General features: G+C 66.9%; 12 protein-coding genes. 6 read left to right on the top strand and 6 right to left on the bottom strand.

Translation table 11 applies throughout. From position 1 onward, the window contains the following. Positions 1-64 precede the first annotated feature (64 nt). Both AKJ09_RS21370 and AKJ09_RS21365 read left to right on the top strand, forming a co-directional pair. Positions 65-481: a globin gene (locus AKJ09_RS21370; RefSeq protein WP_146649057.1), complete on the top strand. Its 417-nt coding sequence runs from the start codon at positions 65-67 to the stop codon at positions 479-481. Between the two features lie 6 nt (positions 482-487). Next, complete coding sequence (locus AKJ09_RS21365; protein WP_146649056.1) at positions 488-811, top strand: hypothetical protein; 324 nt, start codon at positions 488-490, stop codon at positions 809-811. A 14-nt stretch (positions 812-825) separates the two neighbouring features. On the opposite strand, the gene AKJ09_RS21360 is transcribed toward AKJ09_RS21365, so the two are convergent. The 3 genes from AKJ09_RS21360 to AKJ09_RS21350 all read right to left on the bottom strand — a co-directional run bounded on the left by AKJ09_RS21360 (position 826) and on the right by AKJ09_RS21350 (position 4,002). After that, positions 826-1,299 carry a hypothetical protein gene (locus AKJ09_RS21360; protein ID WP_146649055.1) on the bottom strand — a complete coding sequence of 158 codons (474 nt, stop codon included), beginning with the start codon at positions 1,297-1,299 and terminating at the stop codon, positions 826-828. A gap of 181 nt (positions 1,300-1,480) precedes the next feature. Then, on the bottom strand, positions 1,481-2,242 hold the full coding sequence (locus AKJ09_RS21355; protein ID WP_146649054.1) for a hypothetical protein: 762 nt from the start codon (positions 2,240-2,242) through the stop codon (positions 1,481-1,483). 74 nt (positions 2,243-2,316) lie between these two features. After that, positions 2,317-4,002 (bottom strand): IgGFc-binding protein, encoded by a 1,686-nt coding sequence (locus AKJ09_RS21350; protein ID WP_146649053.1) that lies wholly within the window; start codon positions 4,000-4,002, stop codon positions 2,317-2,319. A 293-nt stretch (positions 4,003-4,295) separates the two neighbouring features. Between AKJ09_RS21350 and AKJ09_RS53160 the strand changes: the two genes are divergently transcribed. The 3 genes from AKJ09_RS53160 to AKJ09_RS21340 all read left to right on the top strand — a co-directional run bounded on the left by AKJ09_RS53160 (position 4,296) and on the right by AKJ09_RS21340 (position 9,408). Continuing rightward, complete coding sequence (locus AKJ09_RS53160) at positions 4,296-6,026, top strand: hypothetical protein (RefSeq protein WP_169927722.1); 1,731 nt, start codon at positions 4,296-4,298, stop codon at positions 6,024-6,026. A 29-nt stretch (positions 6,027-6,055) separates the two neighbouring features. Continuing rightward, a complete protein-coding gene (locus tag AKJ09_RS21345) occupies positions 6,056-6,826 on the top strand; it encodes an SDR family NAD(P)-dependent oxidoreductase (protein ID WP_169927721.1) in 771 nt (256 codons plus the stop codon). A gap of 86 nt (positions 6,827-6,912) precedes the next feature. Next, on the top strand, positions 6,913-9,408 hold the full coding sequence (locus tag AKJ09_RS21340; RefSeq protein ID WP_146649051.1) for a S8 family serine peptidase: 2,496 nt from the start codon (positions 6,913-6,915) through the stop codon (positions 9,406-9,408). Here AKJ09_RS21340 and AKJ09_RS21335 read toward each other — a convergent pair. Both AKJ09_RS21335 and AKJ09_RS21330 read right to left on the bottom strand, forming a co-directional pair. Continuing rightward, positions 9,386-10,738, bottom strand: a complete 1,353-nt coding sequence (locus tag AKJ09_RS21335) for a vWA domain-containing protein (protein WP_240488543.1) — start codon at positions 10,736-10,738, stop codon at positions 9,386-9,388. The two genes, AKJ09_RS21340 and AKJ09_RS21335, sit on opposite strands and share 23 nt — an antisense overlap. After that, complete coding sequence (locus tag AKJ09_RS21330; RefSeq protein WP_146649050.1) at positions 10,735-12,051, bottom strand: AAA family ATPase; 1,317 nt, start codon at positions 12,049-12,051, stop codon at positions 10,735-10,737. The genes AKJ09_RS21335 and AKJ09_RS21330 overlap by 4 nt, the downstream gene beginning before the upstream one ends. A gap of 32 nt (positions 12,052-12,083) precedes the next feature. Between AKJ09_RS21330 and AKJ09_RS21325 the strand changes: the two genes are divergently transcribed. Continuing rightward, a complete protein-coding gene (locus AKJ09_RS21325; RefSeq protein WP_146649049.1) occupies positions 12,084-15,332 on the top strand; it encodes a GAF domain-containing hybrid sensor histidine kinase/response regulator in 3,249 nt (1,082 codons plus the stop codon). Positions 15,333-15,342: 10 nt separating this feature from the next. Here AKJ09_RS21325 and AKJ09_RS21320 read toward each other — a convergent pair whose 3' ends face one another. Next, complete coding sequence (locus tag AKJ09_RS21320) at positions 15,343-16,716, bottom strand: CapA family protein (protein WP_146649048.1); 1,374 nt, start codon at positions 16,714-16,716, stop codon at positions 15,343-15,345. Positions 16,717-16,768: the final 52 nt, after the last annotated feature.

Here is a 16,768-nt window from a genome sequence, read left to right as displayed (position 1 = left end):
GTGGGTCGCGCGCTGCGTGGCACATGCACTGCTAACGAGCCGAGCAGAGCAAGGAGGAAGCTTCATGCCTTTCGACGCGGTCGTTCTCAAGGAGAGCTGGCATCTGTCGTACCGACGTGCTCCGGATCTCGCTGCACGCTTCTACGAGGAGCTTTCGTGGAAGTACCCCTCGGCGCGTCGGCTGCTCGACCACGTGTTCGGCGCTCAGAACGACATCGCAGTTTGCCTGTCGACCGTTGCAGGCGACCTGCTCGACAACGTCGACGATCCCGATGCCTTCAGTGCGGCAATCGTCGCGCTCGCGAATGCACACGTCTCCCTCGACATTCCTCCGCACGTCGTCGCGTGGATGGAGGAAGTCCTCCTCGACACGCTCGAAGGCGCCGCCGGCGACGACTGGACTCCCGAGATGCGAACGACGTGGCGTAACGCGTACGAAGACCTCGCCTCACGGCTCGCGCGAGCGCGCGCGCACAGCTGACGTCGTTTGGAGAAGCCAAGGGCGGCGCTCTCGTCCCGACGCTCGGACCGCGAGGTCACGGGGCTCGCCGATTGCACGCTCACCGATCGCATGAGCGGCAAGCATCCGAAAACCGTGCGAAGCGACCTCAAGGACGTCGTCCTACCGAAGCCCGAACTCGAGTTCCCGCACGATCTCGAGCAAACCCAGCCGAGCCGCAAGGACCGCTGGCCCCTACCGCAAGGTGCACGCTCGGATCACGTTCCGCACGCCGTTCCGCTCGGCGAAAACGAACGACGAGGCGGTCGCGATCGCGCCGAGCGCCCGGGCAAGAGGCGCCCGAACCACTGACTGATCCCGTCCGATCAGACCGTCTTCAAGAAGCCGAAGTCGAGCGGGTTCTCTCCGCCGTCCGCCGGAGCGAGGCCGAGAAGCTCGCCCGTCGTCGGCGCCACCGGCGATGCGTTCTTGCGCTCGGCAAGCTCGGCCGCTTTCTTTCCTCGAAGCGGAGCGGCCGGTCGTTCGGCACGCGCTCGACGAGGAGCCGGCGTAGCTCGACCATTCGCGTTGCGGCTCTCGGGCGTGCGCGACGACTCCGGGGTGCGCGTGGAATCAGGCGTGCGCGTGGAATCAGGCGTGCGCGTGGAATCAGGCGTGCGCGTGGAATCAGGCGCGCGCGACGAAAGCGACGCCTTCTCCGTACTCGCAGCACGCACCGAATCGGGAGGCACCTCGCTCGAGACGGGCGCCGGCGGCGGGATCGAAATCTCCGCATCGCGTGCCTCGCGCAGACTTGCAAAGGTGCCGAACGTCGCGATCGTCTCGAGAGACAGCTTCACTGCGTCACCACCATCCCAGTCCCGACGAACGGCGCAGCGGAGCTTCTCGTCACGCGGCGGTTGCCTGCGCGTTTCGGCATACCCCCAAATGCCGTCTCGAAGGGTTTCTATTCGCAGAATCGTGGAGAGGCCAAAGATTGGTCTCACCTCGGCTCACGTGCACCCTCCATGACGGAGATGATCAAAGCTCGAAGCAGTAGAGTTTGAACGTGCTGCTGCAGCCGCCGCCGCTCCCAACGGCATCGTAAACGTCGGTCCATCCACCATCGGGCGCCGTGACCGAGCCGACAGTGGCGATGTCGCTTTGGTTGGCCGACGTCCAGCCCTGACAGTCGTCGCCCGTCGAGCGCCCATTGCGCCCCGTCCCCGTCCATGACGTGGCGAGGAACCCGCTCACCGTCTGTCCCCTCTCGTTCTTGTTGATGGCCGACGAGAGCGTGCCGGCGAGCAGCGCCGCCTTGTTCGTCGCCACGAGAGTCCCATCCACCAGTCGGAACGGACCGTCGGTCGTCAGACGATCGACAGCGTCGTCTCCTGCAACGGAGACCCACGCCATCCACGTTCCACCAAGCCCAGCCGCTGCTTGGGTGCACTCCGTCTTCGCCTGCGCAACGCCGCCGAAATTGCCCGTCACGGTCGAGGAGATCACGAAGACACGCTTTCCGGGAACGTAGCCGTCGGGCACATCGACGTCCGCGGCCGCATCTCGATTGGCACCGCCATCCGTCCCCGGATCGGTCGAGCTCGATCCGTTGGTCGTCGAACCATCAGGGCCCGACGGACCGCCGGTTCCATCGTTGGGGCCGCCCGCGCCAACGTCCGTGCTGAGATCCGATGCGCCGGTCAGCAGGTTGCACGCGCCGAGCGCGATCGCAGCGTGCCCGCTGGAAACGACAGAGAGGAGGGTGACGACGGGGCCGAAAATGCGAATCGGGCGGCGCACGACCCGTGAGTATATCCCACGGTCGCGCTCTCCGCCCGACCAGTCACGTGGATGTTTGAACGACCGGCTTCGTCTTATTTGATGGGCGGCGCGGAGATGGTGCCCAAGTTCAGACCACCGGGATATTGGTAGCTGGTGTTGTCGCCGTAGCCGATGACCTGGATGCCGATCGGCTTGTCGCCCTCGAGGACGTGCACGCCGTCCTTGCCCGACGTCGAGAGGTCGACGCGGCCGAGGTACCAGGACGTGCCCTTGATCGGCTTGAGCGCGTTCGACACGTTGTCACCGTCGAGCGTGAGCTCGGTGCCCTCGGGCGCGACGACGTCGACGTAGTTCGTCTTGTAGTCGGCAGGCGCGAGGAACACGTAGCGCTTGCGGTACTGCTCGACGGTCACGGCGAAGCTCTGCGAGGGATCGCCCTGCGGCTGCGCGAGGCTCGACGGATCGAAGTTCGGGTCGGCCTTCTCGCCACCGAGCTGGAAGACGCCGATGCCGAACTCGTTCGAGCCCTCCACCTCGAAGTCGATGTTCACTACGCCACACTCGACGAGCTCCCCCGCCGAGAGGCTGTCGGGGCATCCGGCGGGCTTCGACGGAGTGTACGTGAGCGTGGTGCCGTCGGCGTTGCCGTAGAAGCGAACCACGTGACCGACGTCGTTCTTCGCAGGACCGGTCGGCCGCGGGACGACGTAGTGTTTGCCGAGCGTTTCGGCGGGGAACACCGTCTCTTCGATGTGGTCGCACGCCTGCGTGTCGAGCGGCTCGTCCATGCACGAGACGCCCGTGATGACCTGAACCGGTTTGTCCGCCGTGAGCAGCGAGCCGGAGAAGTCGAAGGCGTTGCCCGACTCCGAGGCAACCTCCGCGACGTCGCCGGCATTGAGGACGAACGTGAGCGTGCCGCCTCCCGGCGTGGCCTTGATGCTGCCGCCCGCCACGACCGAGCCCTTCGACGAGAGCTTCACGGTGACCGAGGTGTTGTCCTCGGTGGCCGTCACCACGAAGTACGCCGGCCCGAGGGCACGGAGCGGATAGCTCGGGTCGATCTCACCCGTATCCGGATCCATGTGCCGCGAGAAGCCCTGCGTCCCCATGATGCGGTAGTTGCCCGTCATCGCGGTGCTGGGAAGGAGGAGCGAAGCGTCGTTCGAGTACGAGTAGCACGCGTCGCTGAACAGCTGCGGGACGCACGACGACCAATCCTTGCCCGGCTCACCTCCGGTCGCTTCGAACTCGAGCGGATTGAACTGATAGACGACGACGGGTCGGTCGCTGACGAGATGATACGCGCCGCCCTTGGCGACGACGGAGGCCGTAAGCCCGGTCTTCGCGGACCCTTTCAGCGAGGTCACCCACGGCAGATAGATCTTCTCGAGCGTGCCGGCCGCCACCGTGGCCTTCTTGTTGACGCCACCAGGGCCGGTCACCGTGACTTCAGCATCCTCCGTTCCGACGTTCGCCACGGCAACGGCGAAGTCGAAGACATCGGCCACGAGGTTTCCCGTGACGGTGGGCCAATAGTCGCATCCGACGTAGGTCTTCGCTTCGCGAGCCTCGTCACACGTCTTCGGATCGGCGTCGCTCTTCGCGACGGCGCCATCGCCCTGAATGTCCGCGTCGCCGAACGAGGTCTCGCCAGCGTCCTTTCCGTCCTTGCCGTCGAACGCGCCTCGGGAGGAGCTGCTTCCACACGCGACCATGATCGCGATCGGAACGACGAAAGAAGCGGCCTTACTCAAGTCAGCGAAGCGGAATTTCATGACGTTTTCCCCGTAGCATCGGAATCAACCCACGCTAGCCACCTCGGTGCAGAACGTCGGACGTGAGACGTCGACGAAACCCCTCTGGTGTGTAATCCGCCGTTCGCAGGTGAGACGTCACTGATGCGATACGGAATGGCGCGCCGATTTCGATTTGTTAGCGGAATCGCCCGTTCGCAACGGGCGCGGGACCGAGGAACGACGCTTGCGTAGACACGGGGCGCTTGAGAAGTCACTCGCGCGTCTCCAACGTCACTCGCCTCGCCGGCTTGGCGAGCTTCGCTCTTTTCGCCGTGGCGCTTCACGCGCGCCCGGCACATGCGACGGGCGCCATCCTTGCGTCAGCGTCGGAATCGGGCCCCACGGAGATCGACGTTCAGCTCGCCGTGGCGCCGACGACGCAAGGGACGACGCGCTGGACACGCATCACGACGGCCGGGACTCACGACGTCATGTGGCTCGTGCCAGTCCGCCCTGGTGCACGGATCGACTGGGCTCCGGCGGCCTGGCTCGACGCACTCGACGAGACGACGGCACCACGCATTGCCACCCGTTCGTCGGCGCTCTGCCCCGTTTCGTACGTGGAACGCGCGACTTCGTGGGCAACGACAGGTCCCGCGAGCGCCCCGTCCCCGTTGCTCGTCCACGACACCGAAAGCGACGCTCGCGCCCACGCCGCCGCACGCGGTTATCGGGTCACGGCCGATCTCGGCTCGCGCATCACCGATGTGTATGCGCATGGTGAGGTTCTCGTTTCCGTCGAGCTCGCGGACGCAGGCGCGCCGCCTGGAACGCGCTTTTCCTCGCCCACGTTGCGTGTGAGCGACGATGCGGGGCCGACCCTCCCCTTCGCCCTGACGAACGGCGGTTCGGTCCTCGACGCGCGACTCACCGTGTTCGCCTTCGGGAACGCGCCGAAGGTCGTTGGAGCCACCGAAGACGTCGATCCCAACGCCCTTTTCTGGACGGCGAGCAGGAACAACTACGGCGCGGTTCGCGAGAAGTTCTTCGAGACATCCGACGGCACGCGATGGCTTCGCGAGTCGGCATCCCACCAGGTGCTCTTCGCGGGCGTGTCCTTGCCCGACGCAACGTCGGTCCCGTCTCTCGCCGAGACGTACTTTCGTGCAACGGCGAGCTCGCCCGCGGCATGCGAGGCTTCGGCGAAAAGCGCGAGCCTCATGCAAGGAGCGTTGGGCCATGCCTGCGCCGCGGGAGCACTCGCGCGCGTCGGCGGCGGTATCGATTGCGTGCCCGAGGACGGCACCATTCCCGCCATCACGATGACATGCGGCGACGCCGACGATCTCGCGCTCGCGCTGTCCGGTCTCTCCCCGAGCCGCGCCTTCGTCACACGGCTCGCCGGCATCGTTCCGCTGGCCACGCCGGGTACGGACGCCGTGCTCGCGAACGCCGGTTCGGCCAGCGGTCCGATCTATTACGCGCCGTCGAACGACTGCGTGACGGAGCCCTCGCCTGCGCCGACGCCGTCGTTCACGGATCCCTCTCCACCTGCCAGCGCGCCCGGCCCGTCGGGGTCGTACGTGGTGGCCTCGGACGGTTGTGGAGGAAGCACTGTCAGCTCCTCGGACGAGAGCGACACCTCCACCGAATCGAGCGGGTCGTCGGACGATTCGTGCGGAGGCAGCGACTCGTCGAGCTCGAACGACGGCTCGGGTTGGGACTCGAGTGATTCGAGCAGCTCGGACGACTCGTGCAGCTCGTCCTCGGACAAGAAGAGCTCGTCGGACGATTCCGGTTGGGACTCGAAGGACGACTCGAGCGACTCGTGCTCCGGATCCGGCGGCGGATGTTCGTCGACGAGCGGCAAGGGTGGCGACGACGAGGGTTGGGACGAAAACAGTGCCACGCCGAAGACGCGCAGCACGAAGGTCCGTCCAACGAAAAAGAGCTCGCTCGGCCCGCGGCGGAAGCGTGGCTCGAGCCCTGTCTCGCGTCTCGCGATCTTCGTCGTCGCCATCGTGCTTCCCCTGCGACGTCGCGCGCGCAAGATTTCGTTCTGAAGCACGGCCGTGCGTCCTATGCTCCGCGCATGCACGTCGTCGTCACGGGAGCGTCGAGCGGAATCGGTGAAGCCATCGCGCGGGAGTACGGCAAGCGAGGGGCGAAGCTCACGTTGGTGGCGCGCCGTCGCGAGCTTCTCGATCGTCTTGCGAGCGAAGTCGGGACCGAGCGGACGAACGTGGTGCAGGCCGATCTCGCGAATCCGGCCAACGTGAATGCGTGGGTCGACGAAGCCGAACAGAAGCTCGGACCGATCGACGTGCTCGTGAACAACGCCGGCGTGCAGATCGTCAAGAGTGCCACCGCCACGACGTGGGAAGAGGCCGAGCGCCTTCTGCTCCTCGATCTGCACACGCCACTCAAGCTCACGCACCACGTCCTCAAGCGGATGCTCGAGCGCAAGCGAGGCACCATCGTCGACGTGGCATCGGTCGCCGCCATCGCGCCCACGCCCGGCATGTTCTTCTACAACGCGGCCAAGGGCGGGCTGGCCGCGGCTTCGGAGGGCTTGCGCGCCGAGGTGAAAGACCACGGCGTGCACGTCGTGACCGTCTATCCCGGCCCGGTCAAGAGCGCGATGGAAGAGGCCGGCCGAGCCGCCTACGAGGACACGCCGGCTTCACGGTACACGCCAACGGGCTCGCCCGACGTCCTTGCCCGACTCATCGCGGAAGCCGTCGAAAAGAAGCGGCCTCGCGTCGTCTACCCTCGCCTGTATTTCCTCGTGCGCCACTTTCCGAACGCCACGCGCTGGGCGCTCGACACGCTCACTCCGCCCCTGAAGCGCCTCCCCAAGTAGACCCGCGCGCCGAGATAGTCGAGACGCTTCGACACTGGTACGCTCGGCCTATCGCGCGCTCGACTCGGTCTCGCCGATCACGGGGGATGCTCACGCTGGCCATCGGCCTGGCGGGCGGCGTCGTGTTCGCCGCGCTGCCCTCGCAATCGTCGGAGCCCCTCGTCCTCGAGCGAGTTGCGGGCTCGCCGATGGGGCTCGCGTACCTGCACGCTCTCGGACACGACGCGCAACGCACGCTCGCGCCGACGTCGAAGAAGATCGGGGCGCTTGTCGCCATTCCTCCTGGACGACGCGCGGAGGACCTCGGCCTCGAGAGCCTTGCGCCCGGCGTCGGTCGCTTGCGGGCAACCCCTCACGAGCTCGATGCGTTCGGTCTCACCCATCCCGACCTACGTCTCGAGATGCCGATGAAGCTTCATCCGCTTCTCGATCGCGTCGGTGGCTGGGTGCACGCGACGGCGGCTCGTCAGACGCGGAATGCCGACGGACGCGGCGTCTTGATCGGTGTGGCGGACAGCGGGCTCGACGTCACCCATCCCGACTTGATCGACGAGCACGGGCACTCGCGCGTGGCCTGGCTCCTCGATTTGTCGCTGCCCCCGATCGGGAAGTATCCCGAGCTGGAGAAGCGGTTCGGATCCACGGACATCCACGACAACCCGGTGGGCGCCGTGTTCGATCGCGCGATGCTCGACGAGCGGATCGCGCAGGTCGCCGCCGGGACGTGTCGGCCCGAGAGCCGAACGTGCGTGCCCACCGACAACCTCGGCCACGGCACGCATGTCACCGGCATCGCGGCATCGAGCGGTGGGCAGGAGGGAAAGTACGTTGGCATGGCTCCCGGCGCGGACATCGCATTCGTGCGCATCGGTGGCACCACCGACGACGTCCTGAGCGCCATCGCCTTCCTGTTCGACCGGGCCGATGCCGAGAAGCGACCGATGGTGGTCAATCTCTCGTTCGGCAGCGACTTCGGCCCGCACGACGGCACGATGATCTGGGAGAAGAGCCTCGCCAGCTTCGTCGGCCCCGATCATCCCGGGCGCGCGATCGTCGTGGCGGCCGGGAATTCCGGCTCGATCGCCGAGGAGCCCATGCATCAATCGGTGCGCGTCACGACGGGCGCCACCATGCGCGTCCCCATCAAAGCCACCAACGTGGACAACGGGCAGGTGCAAGTCTGGGTAACGATGCGCGAGGGCGCCGACGTCAGCGTCGGACTCGACGGCCCCGACGGAGCGTGGATTGCGCCCATCGCACAAGGACACCAGAACGGCAAAAACACGCGCCAGTACAACGCCGCCGTGCTCCATGGCTCGAACTTGCGGGACAGCCCCATCCCGCAGGACTCGCATAGCGCCGTCGTCGTCTGGAAAGGGTCGTGGCCGACCGGCACGTACGACATCACGCTCGAGGGAAGCGGGCTGGTCGATCTCTACGTCGAAGGGCTCTTCGATGCGGCGCAGGGAACCTCGTTCGTCAACGGCGTCCGCGAGGGCACGGTCAACCTCCCCGCCACGCACCCCTCGATCATCGCCGTAGGCTGCACCGTGAACCGCACGGGCTGGACCGGCATGGACGGAGCCGAGACACGCATCACGGTACCGACTCTGGACAACGCAGGCGCGCTTCCTCTGGAAGACGCTCCGGAGAAGGGTCTCCGCGAAGGCGAGGTGTGCTGGTTCTCGAGCGCAGGTCCGACCGTGACGGGCGTTCCGAAGCCCGAGATCGCCGCGCCCGGAGGTTACGTCGCATCCGCCATGAGCCGGATGGCCAAGCCTGGCATGCGCGGGAGCATGTTCACCGTGCGCACGTGTCCACCAGGTTCGGACGGCCAGCGAGGGGGCAACTGCCAACTCGTCGACGACATGCACGGCGTCGCCGTGGGCACGTCGATGTCCGCCCCGGTCGTCGCCGGCGTGGTGGCGCTTCTCTTCCAGCAGGATCCGACGCTCACGCAGGACAAGGTCCGCGCACTACTCCAGGCCGGCGCGCACCGCTTCCGAACCGACGCCCCTTTCCAAGATCAAGCAGGGCCCGGCGAAGTCGACGCCCTCGGGGCGCTCGATGCGCTCGATCAGATGCGCAATCCGAAGCTCTATTTGCCGGACGCCGCACAGAGCTGGATTGCCCTGAGCTCGGACTACGTCCCGGCGGACGGCTCGACACCCATCACCGCGATCCTCGAGCTACGCACCGAGGACGGACAGCACCGCGCCGACTTCTTCGATCAGAATCGTTTGCAGCCGGTGCTGTCGTCCGACGGCAAATCGATCGAAGCCCCACCCTTGACCCGTCGAGGCCCCGGCGTCTGGTTCTTCGAATGGAGACCACCCGCGGGTTGGGGCGGATGGCAGGTGACGTTCGGCGCAACCTTCGACGGGAAACCGATCGTCGAGCCGCGCACCATCGCCATCGCCACCGACACGTGGACCGCCAACTATCCGAGCACGGCCTCGGGCAGCTCATGCAATTTACACGCATCGACTGCGCATTCGGCGGCGCCCCGGTGGCTCGGCCTCGGCAGCCTCGGGCTACTCGTTCTCGTGAGACGACGGCTCAGAAGCGAGGCCGCCGCTTGAGCCACGCGCGCTCGCCCCACGGGCATCGGAACGCGTGCGGCTTCGTCAGGATCCAAAGGACGGGCAACGGCGGCGGCGACTCGGGGAACGGTCCTTCGCCGTCGGTGAAGTAGACGACGCCGTCGACCCGCTGCGCGGCGAGATAGTTCGGTTCGAACACGGGTCGGAGATCGGTGCCGCCGCGTCCGACGACGTGGTCCAGCGTCCGCGCGAAGGGATACGTCCGCGTGATCTCGACGTCGCACTCGGCGATGGTGAGGTGCGCGCGTTCGGAGAGCAGCGCGAGCTGACGAGCGATCTCGTCGAGCTCGGGCCGCGTCATGCTGAGCGATGTGTCGATCGCGACGAGCAGACTCGGATCGTCCGAGGGGCGCGGCGCCCACGTTCGCCCGGGCACTTCGTAGATGCGTTCGGGAAAGCGCCGACTCGGTCTCGACCACGTGTGGACCGGCGCACGTGCACGCGCCACGAACATCTTCAGGGCTTCGCGCCAGTCGATGAACGACTCGGGCGCGATCAACGTGTCGGCGAGCTCTTCGACGAGGCGCCCGGGCGAGCGACCGGCCACGAGCCACCGGCGCATGCCTCCGCGTGTCTCGGTGTCTTCTTTGGGCGGCGGAGGAAGCTCGGAGGCCGCCCGCGAGACGAGGAGCGCGTTCTGCGAGACGCCCCCGGGCGACTCGTCGCCACGACGTAGGAACCGATGCTCGTCGATCGTGCCCGAGGCCTGCTCCCCCGCCGAGGGCTTCGGACGCGCGCCCGTGTTGCGGAGGTGCGTGACGAGCAGCTCGTAGCGCTCCATCGTGCTCTGCCCCGGGCGGAGACCAGCAGCGGCGTACGCACGGAAGTTCACGTGCGGAGGCAGCGCCTCCTCGATGTATTCGTTGGCCGACATCTCGATGGCGAGGTCCATGAGCTCGGGCTCCTCGCATTCGGCGAACTTCGGGTGCGTCAGATGACCGAGGACGAGATGGTGGACCTCGTGGAGAAGGACGCCTCGCAAGAAGTGTGGCTCGGCCATGAACGAGTCGACGTTCACGTGCAGGAAGAAACGGCCGTCGTGCAGGGACAAGGCCATGCGCTTCACGGACGGATCGGCGACGGGCGAGATCTTGGCGAGGATGGCCGCGTAGTACGGATAGGCCTCGAGAAAGCCCGGATCGCGCACGAACGCATCGAGCCATGCCGCGATCTCGCTCTTGCTCGCGCGCTCGGGCAACGTGACGAGAGGCGCGGTCTCGGGCTCTTCGCGCTCGAGCGGCGGAAAGAACTTGGAGCGCGACGATCCCTTGGGGTCGGCCTTGCCGGATCCTGCGCGGGGCTTGCTCACGACGACGGCCGGAGCGGCGTCACACCTACTCGCTTGAGCGTCTCGACGAGCGGCAGCGCATGCTTCTCGCGGAGCTGCACGAGGAGGTGGCCGAGGTTGGCGCGCGCCGTGTTGCTTCGCTTCAACTCCGGCAGGCGGGCGGGTTGTTCGACCCAAGCACGCAGCGCGGTGACGGCGAGCGCCACGCGATGGTGCTTGATGGGATCATTCTTCCACGCCGTGAGCTTCTGCTCGGCGGGGCTTCCGAGGTAGCTCTGGAGCAGCTCGGCGGGGATGACGTCGACGAGCGGCGTTGCGGTGGCGTTCTGACCGAGAGCTTCTTGCAACTTCTCGCGTTGATCCCCCGGTAGGTCAGCCAGAAGCGCTTCGAACGACGAGAGCGTGATCTGCCGCTCCGCCACGAGAACGCCGGCCTCGGGCCCCGCGAGGAGCGACCCCAGGCGATGAACGAGCTCGTCGAGACGGTCCGTCTTGCCCTGCGCGCGATAGCCGGCAATCTCCTTCGCGAGCGGAGAATCCGGCGTGTACTTCGAGAGCAGGTCGCGAATGTCGAACGACAAGCGCGAGCCCCAGCTGCCCTTCGACGAAATCAGCGCCTCGACCCAGGCGGCAGGCAAATAGCCGCCGAGAGCATCCCGCAAGAGCGCGCCGTCTTCGAGCTCTTCGGGTGAGAGGGCCGAGAGCAGTTCCGACGTGTACGTCCACGTTCGCGGGGGAACGTCGTCGAGGATGCGCTCGTGCGTCTGCGCGAGCGCGATGATGCCGGGGTGTAGCCCCCGCCCTTGCGCCCAGGCCAGCCACGCGGCGCGATCGGGCCTCACCGAGATCTGGAGGAAGCGGGCGCGCAGCGCCTTGTCGAGCGTCGTGACCTGGTACTCCGAGGTCTGCGGGTTGATCGTGGCCACGCAGATCCAGCCAGGAGGCAGCTCGTACTCGTGCAGGCGCCTCGCCGAAAGCAGCTGGAGAGCAGGTTGCTGAATGTACCGCTCGGCGCGGTTCAGCTCCTCGAGCAAGAGAATGCCGGCACCTCCCGAGGGGAGAACGTTCGGTAGTGCGTAGTGCGTGCGCCCGTCGCGGACGACCGGCAGGCCGACGAGGTCCGGCGGCTCGAGCAAGCTGAGATCCAGAACGGTAACGCCGATTCCGAGTGCCTGCGCGACACGTGCGACGATTTCACTTTTGCCGATGCCCGTGGGCCCTTCGAGCAGCACGGCTCGGCGTGCGCGATAGGCGAGTGTGAGCACGCGTTCGAGGCGATGCCCCACCGGAACGGCGAGAGGACGAGCTTCGGCGAGCGGAGCAGGCTTCGACACGGGAAATGCATGCGTAGCACAAGGTGCCTTCGATGCGTTCGACGGACACGGCGAACGACGGCCTGACCGTTCGCGCCGAGCTCGAAAACCTCCTCTCCGAACTCGAGCGTATCCCGATCGATGCGCCTGATCGGCGCGACCACATCCGGGGCCTCATCGACCGTTCAGGTCGAGCCGTACTCGTGTGCGATCGCACGCACGAGGTATGCGTCGCGAGCCAGCGTGCGTTCGACGTCTGGTCGGGGCGCCTCGCGAAGGCCGACCTCACGACACCACTTCGGTTCGAGGTGGTCGACGCGCGAGGACGGACGTGTTCGCTCGCCACGTGGATGACGACGCACGTCGACGTGGGTGGTCCTCCGGAGGAGGTGATGATCGAGCGCTTCGACCGCTCGCGAATTCGCCTCTACGCTCGCTGCCTCGCGCTCCGTGACTCGGGCTCCGCGACGGCGGTGGGCTACGTCTGCGACTTCGAGCTCGCCGGTTCGGCGATGCTGGAGGATGCACAGGCCGCGCATCGGCGCGCGTCGTTCCTCGCCCAGTCCGTCCCGCGCCTCTTGGCAGCCTCGCTTGATCCGCGCGCGCGCCTTCGTCAGCTCGTAAAGCTCATCGTGCCCGCGTTCGCCGATGCATGCGCCGTGTTCGTTCGGCGAGGCGACGGAGTCCTCCAGGTCGAGGCCGGCCTATGGGCCGACGCCGAGAAGGACACCATTGCACGCGCGTTGAACGAGAAGTTTCCGCTGCGCCTCGGCGAATCTTCGGGCGTGTCGCGTGTCTTCGCGAGCGGCATCGCCGAAGTAATCCCTCGCTTCACCGAAAAGACCCTCCGACAGGTCGCCTCTTCGCAGGAGCACTATCGGCTCCTCCGCCGCCTCGGGTTCTACTCGGGCATGCTCGTTCCACTCATCGTGGACAATCGCGTCGTCGCCGCTGTGTCGTTGGTCCTCACGGATCCCGAACGGAGCTATGGGCCAGCGGACCTCGACACCGCGGAGCAGCTGGCGCTCAACGCAGGCCTCGCACTCGAGAGCGCGCGTCGTTACCAAGAAGAGCAAAAGGCGCGCGCGGAGAGCGAAGACGCCGCTCAGAAGCTCGCACGCCTGCAGGCCATCATGACCGACCTGGCGTCGGCGCTCACGGTCGAGGAGGTCGGCGACGCCATCGTCGACCACGGGATTCGGGCGGTTGGAGCGCGGAGCGCGGTCATCTGGATGGTCGAGCATCAGACGCACACGCTGCGCGTCATTCGGATGGATCTCGTCGCTCGTTATCCGCGGTCGCTCTTCGAGACGATCCCGATCGAGTCCGACTTTCCCTTGGCCCAGTGCGTGCGCGAACGAACCCCGATCTTCGTCGTCTCCCAAGAGGACTTCGTCGCACGATACCCCTTGGTGGCGCCTCGCTTCTCCGAGATCCCCTCGTTCGCGTGCCTTCCACTCGTGGCGCACGACGAGGTGGTCGGCGCCGTCTCGTTCGGATTCGATGCGCCTCGTCCGTTCGACGACGAACAGCGCATGTACCTCATGCTCGTCGCCGAGCATTGCGCGCAGGGACTCGTTCGCGCACGCCTCTACGAAGCAGCCCAGCATGCACGTAACGAGATGGCGCTGCTCTTCAAGCTCGGTGAGGCCGTCAACCGGGCCAGGACCATCGGCGAAGTCTACGACGCGGCGATCGATGCGCTGCAGCTCGTGCCGAAAATCGGTCGGTGCGCGATCGTGGTGTTCCCGGGGGACGGCGAGCCGTCGGTCGCCGCATCGCATGGCCTCTCGGCGAACTTCCAGGACGAGCTCGCCCGCGCTGCACGCCAACACCGGCGTGTCTCGAAACAAACGTTGGTGTCCGACGTCGATACCGATCCGTCGATGGAGCCCTATCGCGCCCTTTGCCTCGAAGAGAACATCCGCGCGCTCGCCATCTTTCCGCTGGTCCATCGCGACGACGTGCTCGGAAAGTTCATCGTGTATTCGAGCGAACAGCACCGGTTCCGCAACGAGGAGCTTCGCATCGCGCGCGCCATCGCCGGTCAGCTCGCGCAAGCCCTCGCGCGGCGGCGAGCGGAGACGGAGGCCCAAGGCGCCCGCGCCGCGGCGGAGCACGCAAGCCGCATGAAGGACGAGTTCCTCGCCGTCGTCTCGCACGAGCTTCGAACGCCTTTGGCGTCGCTCACCGGCTGGGCATCCATTCTCCAGACGAAACGGAAGAACGATCCGGCGACGCTCGAGAAAGGCATCGCCGTCATCGCGCGCAACGCCCGGGCCCAGGCGACGATCATCAACGACATCCTCGATGTCTCGCGCATCATCCGCGGCACGCTCCACATCGACGAAAGGCAGGTGTCACTCGCCCCGATCATCGCCGAGACGATCGAGTCGCTCAAAACATCGGCCACGGCCAAGCAGATTCGCGTCACCTTCGACCATGGCCAAGGTGAGTTCTCGCTCCTCGGTGATGCCGAGCGACTACGTCAGATAGTCTGGAATCTGCTGTCGAACGCGATCAAGTTCACGCCCGCCGGGGGGCGCGTCCAGCTTCGCTTGCGTCGGCGTGCGCCGGCCGACGAGGCCGCGTGCGCGCCGATCGTGCTGGAAGTCGAGGACGACGGTGTCGGTATCGATCGCCGGATGCTCCCTTTCGTCTTCGACCGCTTCAGTCAGGGAGACAGCTCGAGCACGCGACGTGAAGGCGGGCTCGGGCTGGGGCTCGCCATCGTGCGTCACCTCGTCGAGCTGCACGGCGGTCACGTTTCGGTGGAGAGCGCCGGGGTCGGGCGCGGGGCGACGTTCCGCGTAGAGCTGCCGGTGTGTGCAGCCGTCGAATCGGCGGCGAACAACGCGGCGCAGGAGGTGTCCGAGCCGCCGTCGGCGGTGCCGAGCATTCCACCTCCGAGCGAGAGCAGCGCTCTCCGAGGCATTCGCGTGCTCGTGGTCGACGACCATCCCGACGCGCGTGACGTCTTGAAAGAGGCACTCGTCTCGTATGGCGCCACGGTCGCCGTGGCCGGCTCGGCGCGGGAAGCCATGACCATCCTTCCATCGTTCACGCCGGACGTCCTCGTGAGCGACATCGGCATGCCCGAAGAGGATGGCTACGCCCTCTTGCAGCGCGTGCGACAGTTGCCCGGGCCACTCGCGCAGGTCCCCGCCGTCGCCGTCACGGCGTACGCCCGCACCGAGGATGCGCAGCGCGCACGCCGAGCGGGCTTCTACTGCCACGTACCGAAGCCCACGAAGCCGGAGATCCTCGCCGACGCCGTCACGCGCGCATTCCGCGCAGCGTGAGCCGACCGCGTCAGCGTCGAGGCGAGCGCTTGTGACTGGGCTTCTTGGCTTTGGCGGCGGGCGACTTGCCGACGGGTTCGACCATCGCAGCGGCTTCGGAGAAGCGCGACGTGTGGGCGAACGTTGCCGAGCAACGCGCGTCGTTCGCTCCGGCGCGCTCGAACCAGCACGGATCGGAGAAGAGGGCGTTGGGGCCGGCGGTGTCTTCCTTCAAGCGATCGATGATCACCCGATCCGCCGTCGGATCGAGGAGCCGCGTCTCGATTTTGGGCACGGCGACCTTGCGGTCCTGCGCATGCTGGTTGTCGGTCCACGAGAGGTGGAAGCCCCAGTCGAGTCGCACCGAATCGTCCGAGAACGAGAAGGCGAGATCGGCGAGCACGCCGAGGCGCGTCCAGCCGTTGACGCACACGAGTCGACGGTTCGTCCGCATGACCGGGAACATGGAGGGCTTCCACGACTCGCCCTGATTCGTGGCGAGGTTGCCGACGGAGGCGAAGATCGGGACCTTGCGGCCGTCACGCGTCTCGTGGACGACGACGGGCGACGCCACGTGGGGGTGATGAATGATGACGGCGTCCGCGCCGCTATCGGCGGCGTGCTTGGCCTGTTCGAGAATCGTGCTCGTCTGCGGAACGTATTCCTGACCGCCGTGGAAGATGGCGACGGTCGCGTCGCACTCGGCGAGCGATCGGGCAATGGCGCGATCGATCTTGGCGTTGCCCACGCGCCCGGGAGGAGCCACGGCGAGCTGCTTGGAGCGCGCGCAGCCGCCCTGCGAGTTCATGAGCGTCGTCCACGCCACGGCGCAGACCGTGTGGCCGCCGCGCATCGCGAGAACTTGAGGGGCCCAAGGGTCGCGAGCGTCACCGCCGAGCGCGAGCATGCCGCTCGCGGGCGCCGCCTCGAGCGTCGCCGAAAGTCCGGACTCGCCGAGGTCGCACGTATGGTTGTTCGCGACCGTCACGCCTTTGAGCCCGGCGTCGTGGAGCGCCGAGAGCCAGCCGCGCGGAGCGGCGTAGGCAAGCCGCTCCGTCTTGTCGCCGACCTCGCCCGTCGCCGCTTCGTAGTTGGCGATAGCGGCGTCCGCCTTGCCGAACAGCGAGCCAAGCGGCGCTAGCGCATTTCCGATCGCCGCGGGGGAGATCAGGCTGGGCCGATGCGGGAGCAGGTCGCCACCCACGATGATCCGGAGCGGGGGCTCGGGCGCAGATGCGCCTCGCACGCCAATCCCCACGCTCGTCTCCGCAGTCTCGACCGGCATCGCCTGGTTCGGCGACGGCTGAGCGTGCGACGACGAGGCGCCGTTGGGAGCGTCTCCTCCTCCACAGCCGACAACGAGGGTTGCGAAGATCGCCCCCCCGACGATCGGCCAAAGATCCATGTAGGCAAGTGTCCCACCCACTCACCTCCGCGGACCAATTTGCGGCAGGAGA

The organism is Labilithrix luteola, assembly GCF_001263205.1.
Lineage (GTDB): Bacteria > Myxococcota_A > Polyangia > Polyangiales > Polyangiaceae > Labilithrix > Labilithrix luteola.
The sequence above is the reverse complement of the archived record's forward strand: the minus strand, read 5'-3'. Positions and strand labels throughout refer to the sequence as shown.

What these genes read in the sequence shown, in the direction of transcription:
- AKJ09_RS21370 (WP_146649057.1), top strand. Translation starts at nt 65, where the DNA reads ATGCCTTTCGACGCGGTCGTTCTCAAGGAGAGCTGGCATCTGTCGTAC.
- AKJ09_RS21350 (WP_146649053.1), bottom strand. Translation starts at nt 4,002, where the DNA reads ATGAAATTCCGCTTCGCTGACTTGAGTAAGGCCGCTTCTTTCGTCGTT.
- AKJ09_RS21345 (WP_169927721.1), top strand. Translation starts at nt 6,056, where the DNA reads ATGCACGTCGTCGTCACGGGAGCGTCGAGCGGAATCGGTGAAGCCATC.
- AKJ09_RS21340 (WP_146649051.1), top strand. Translation starts at nt 6,913, where the DNA reads ATGCTCACGCTGGCCATCGGCCTGGCGGGCGGCGTCGTGTTCGCCGCG.
- AKJ09_RS21325 (WP_146649049.1), top strand. Translation starts at nt 12,084, where the DNA reads ATGCGTTCGACGGACACGGCGAACGACGGCCTGACCGTTCGCGCCGAG.
- AKJ09_RS21320 (WP_146649048.1), bottom strand. Translation starts at nt 16,716, where the DNA reads ATGGATCTTTGGCCGATCGTCGGGGGGGCGATCTTCGCAACCCTCGTT.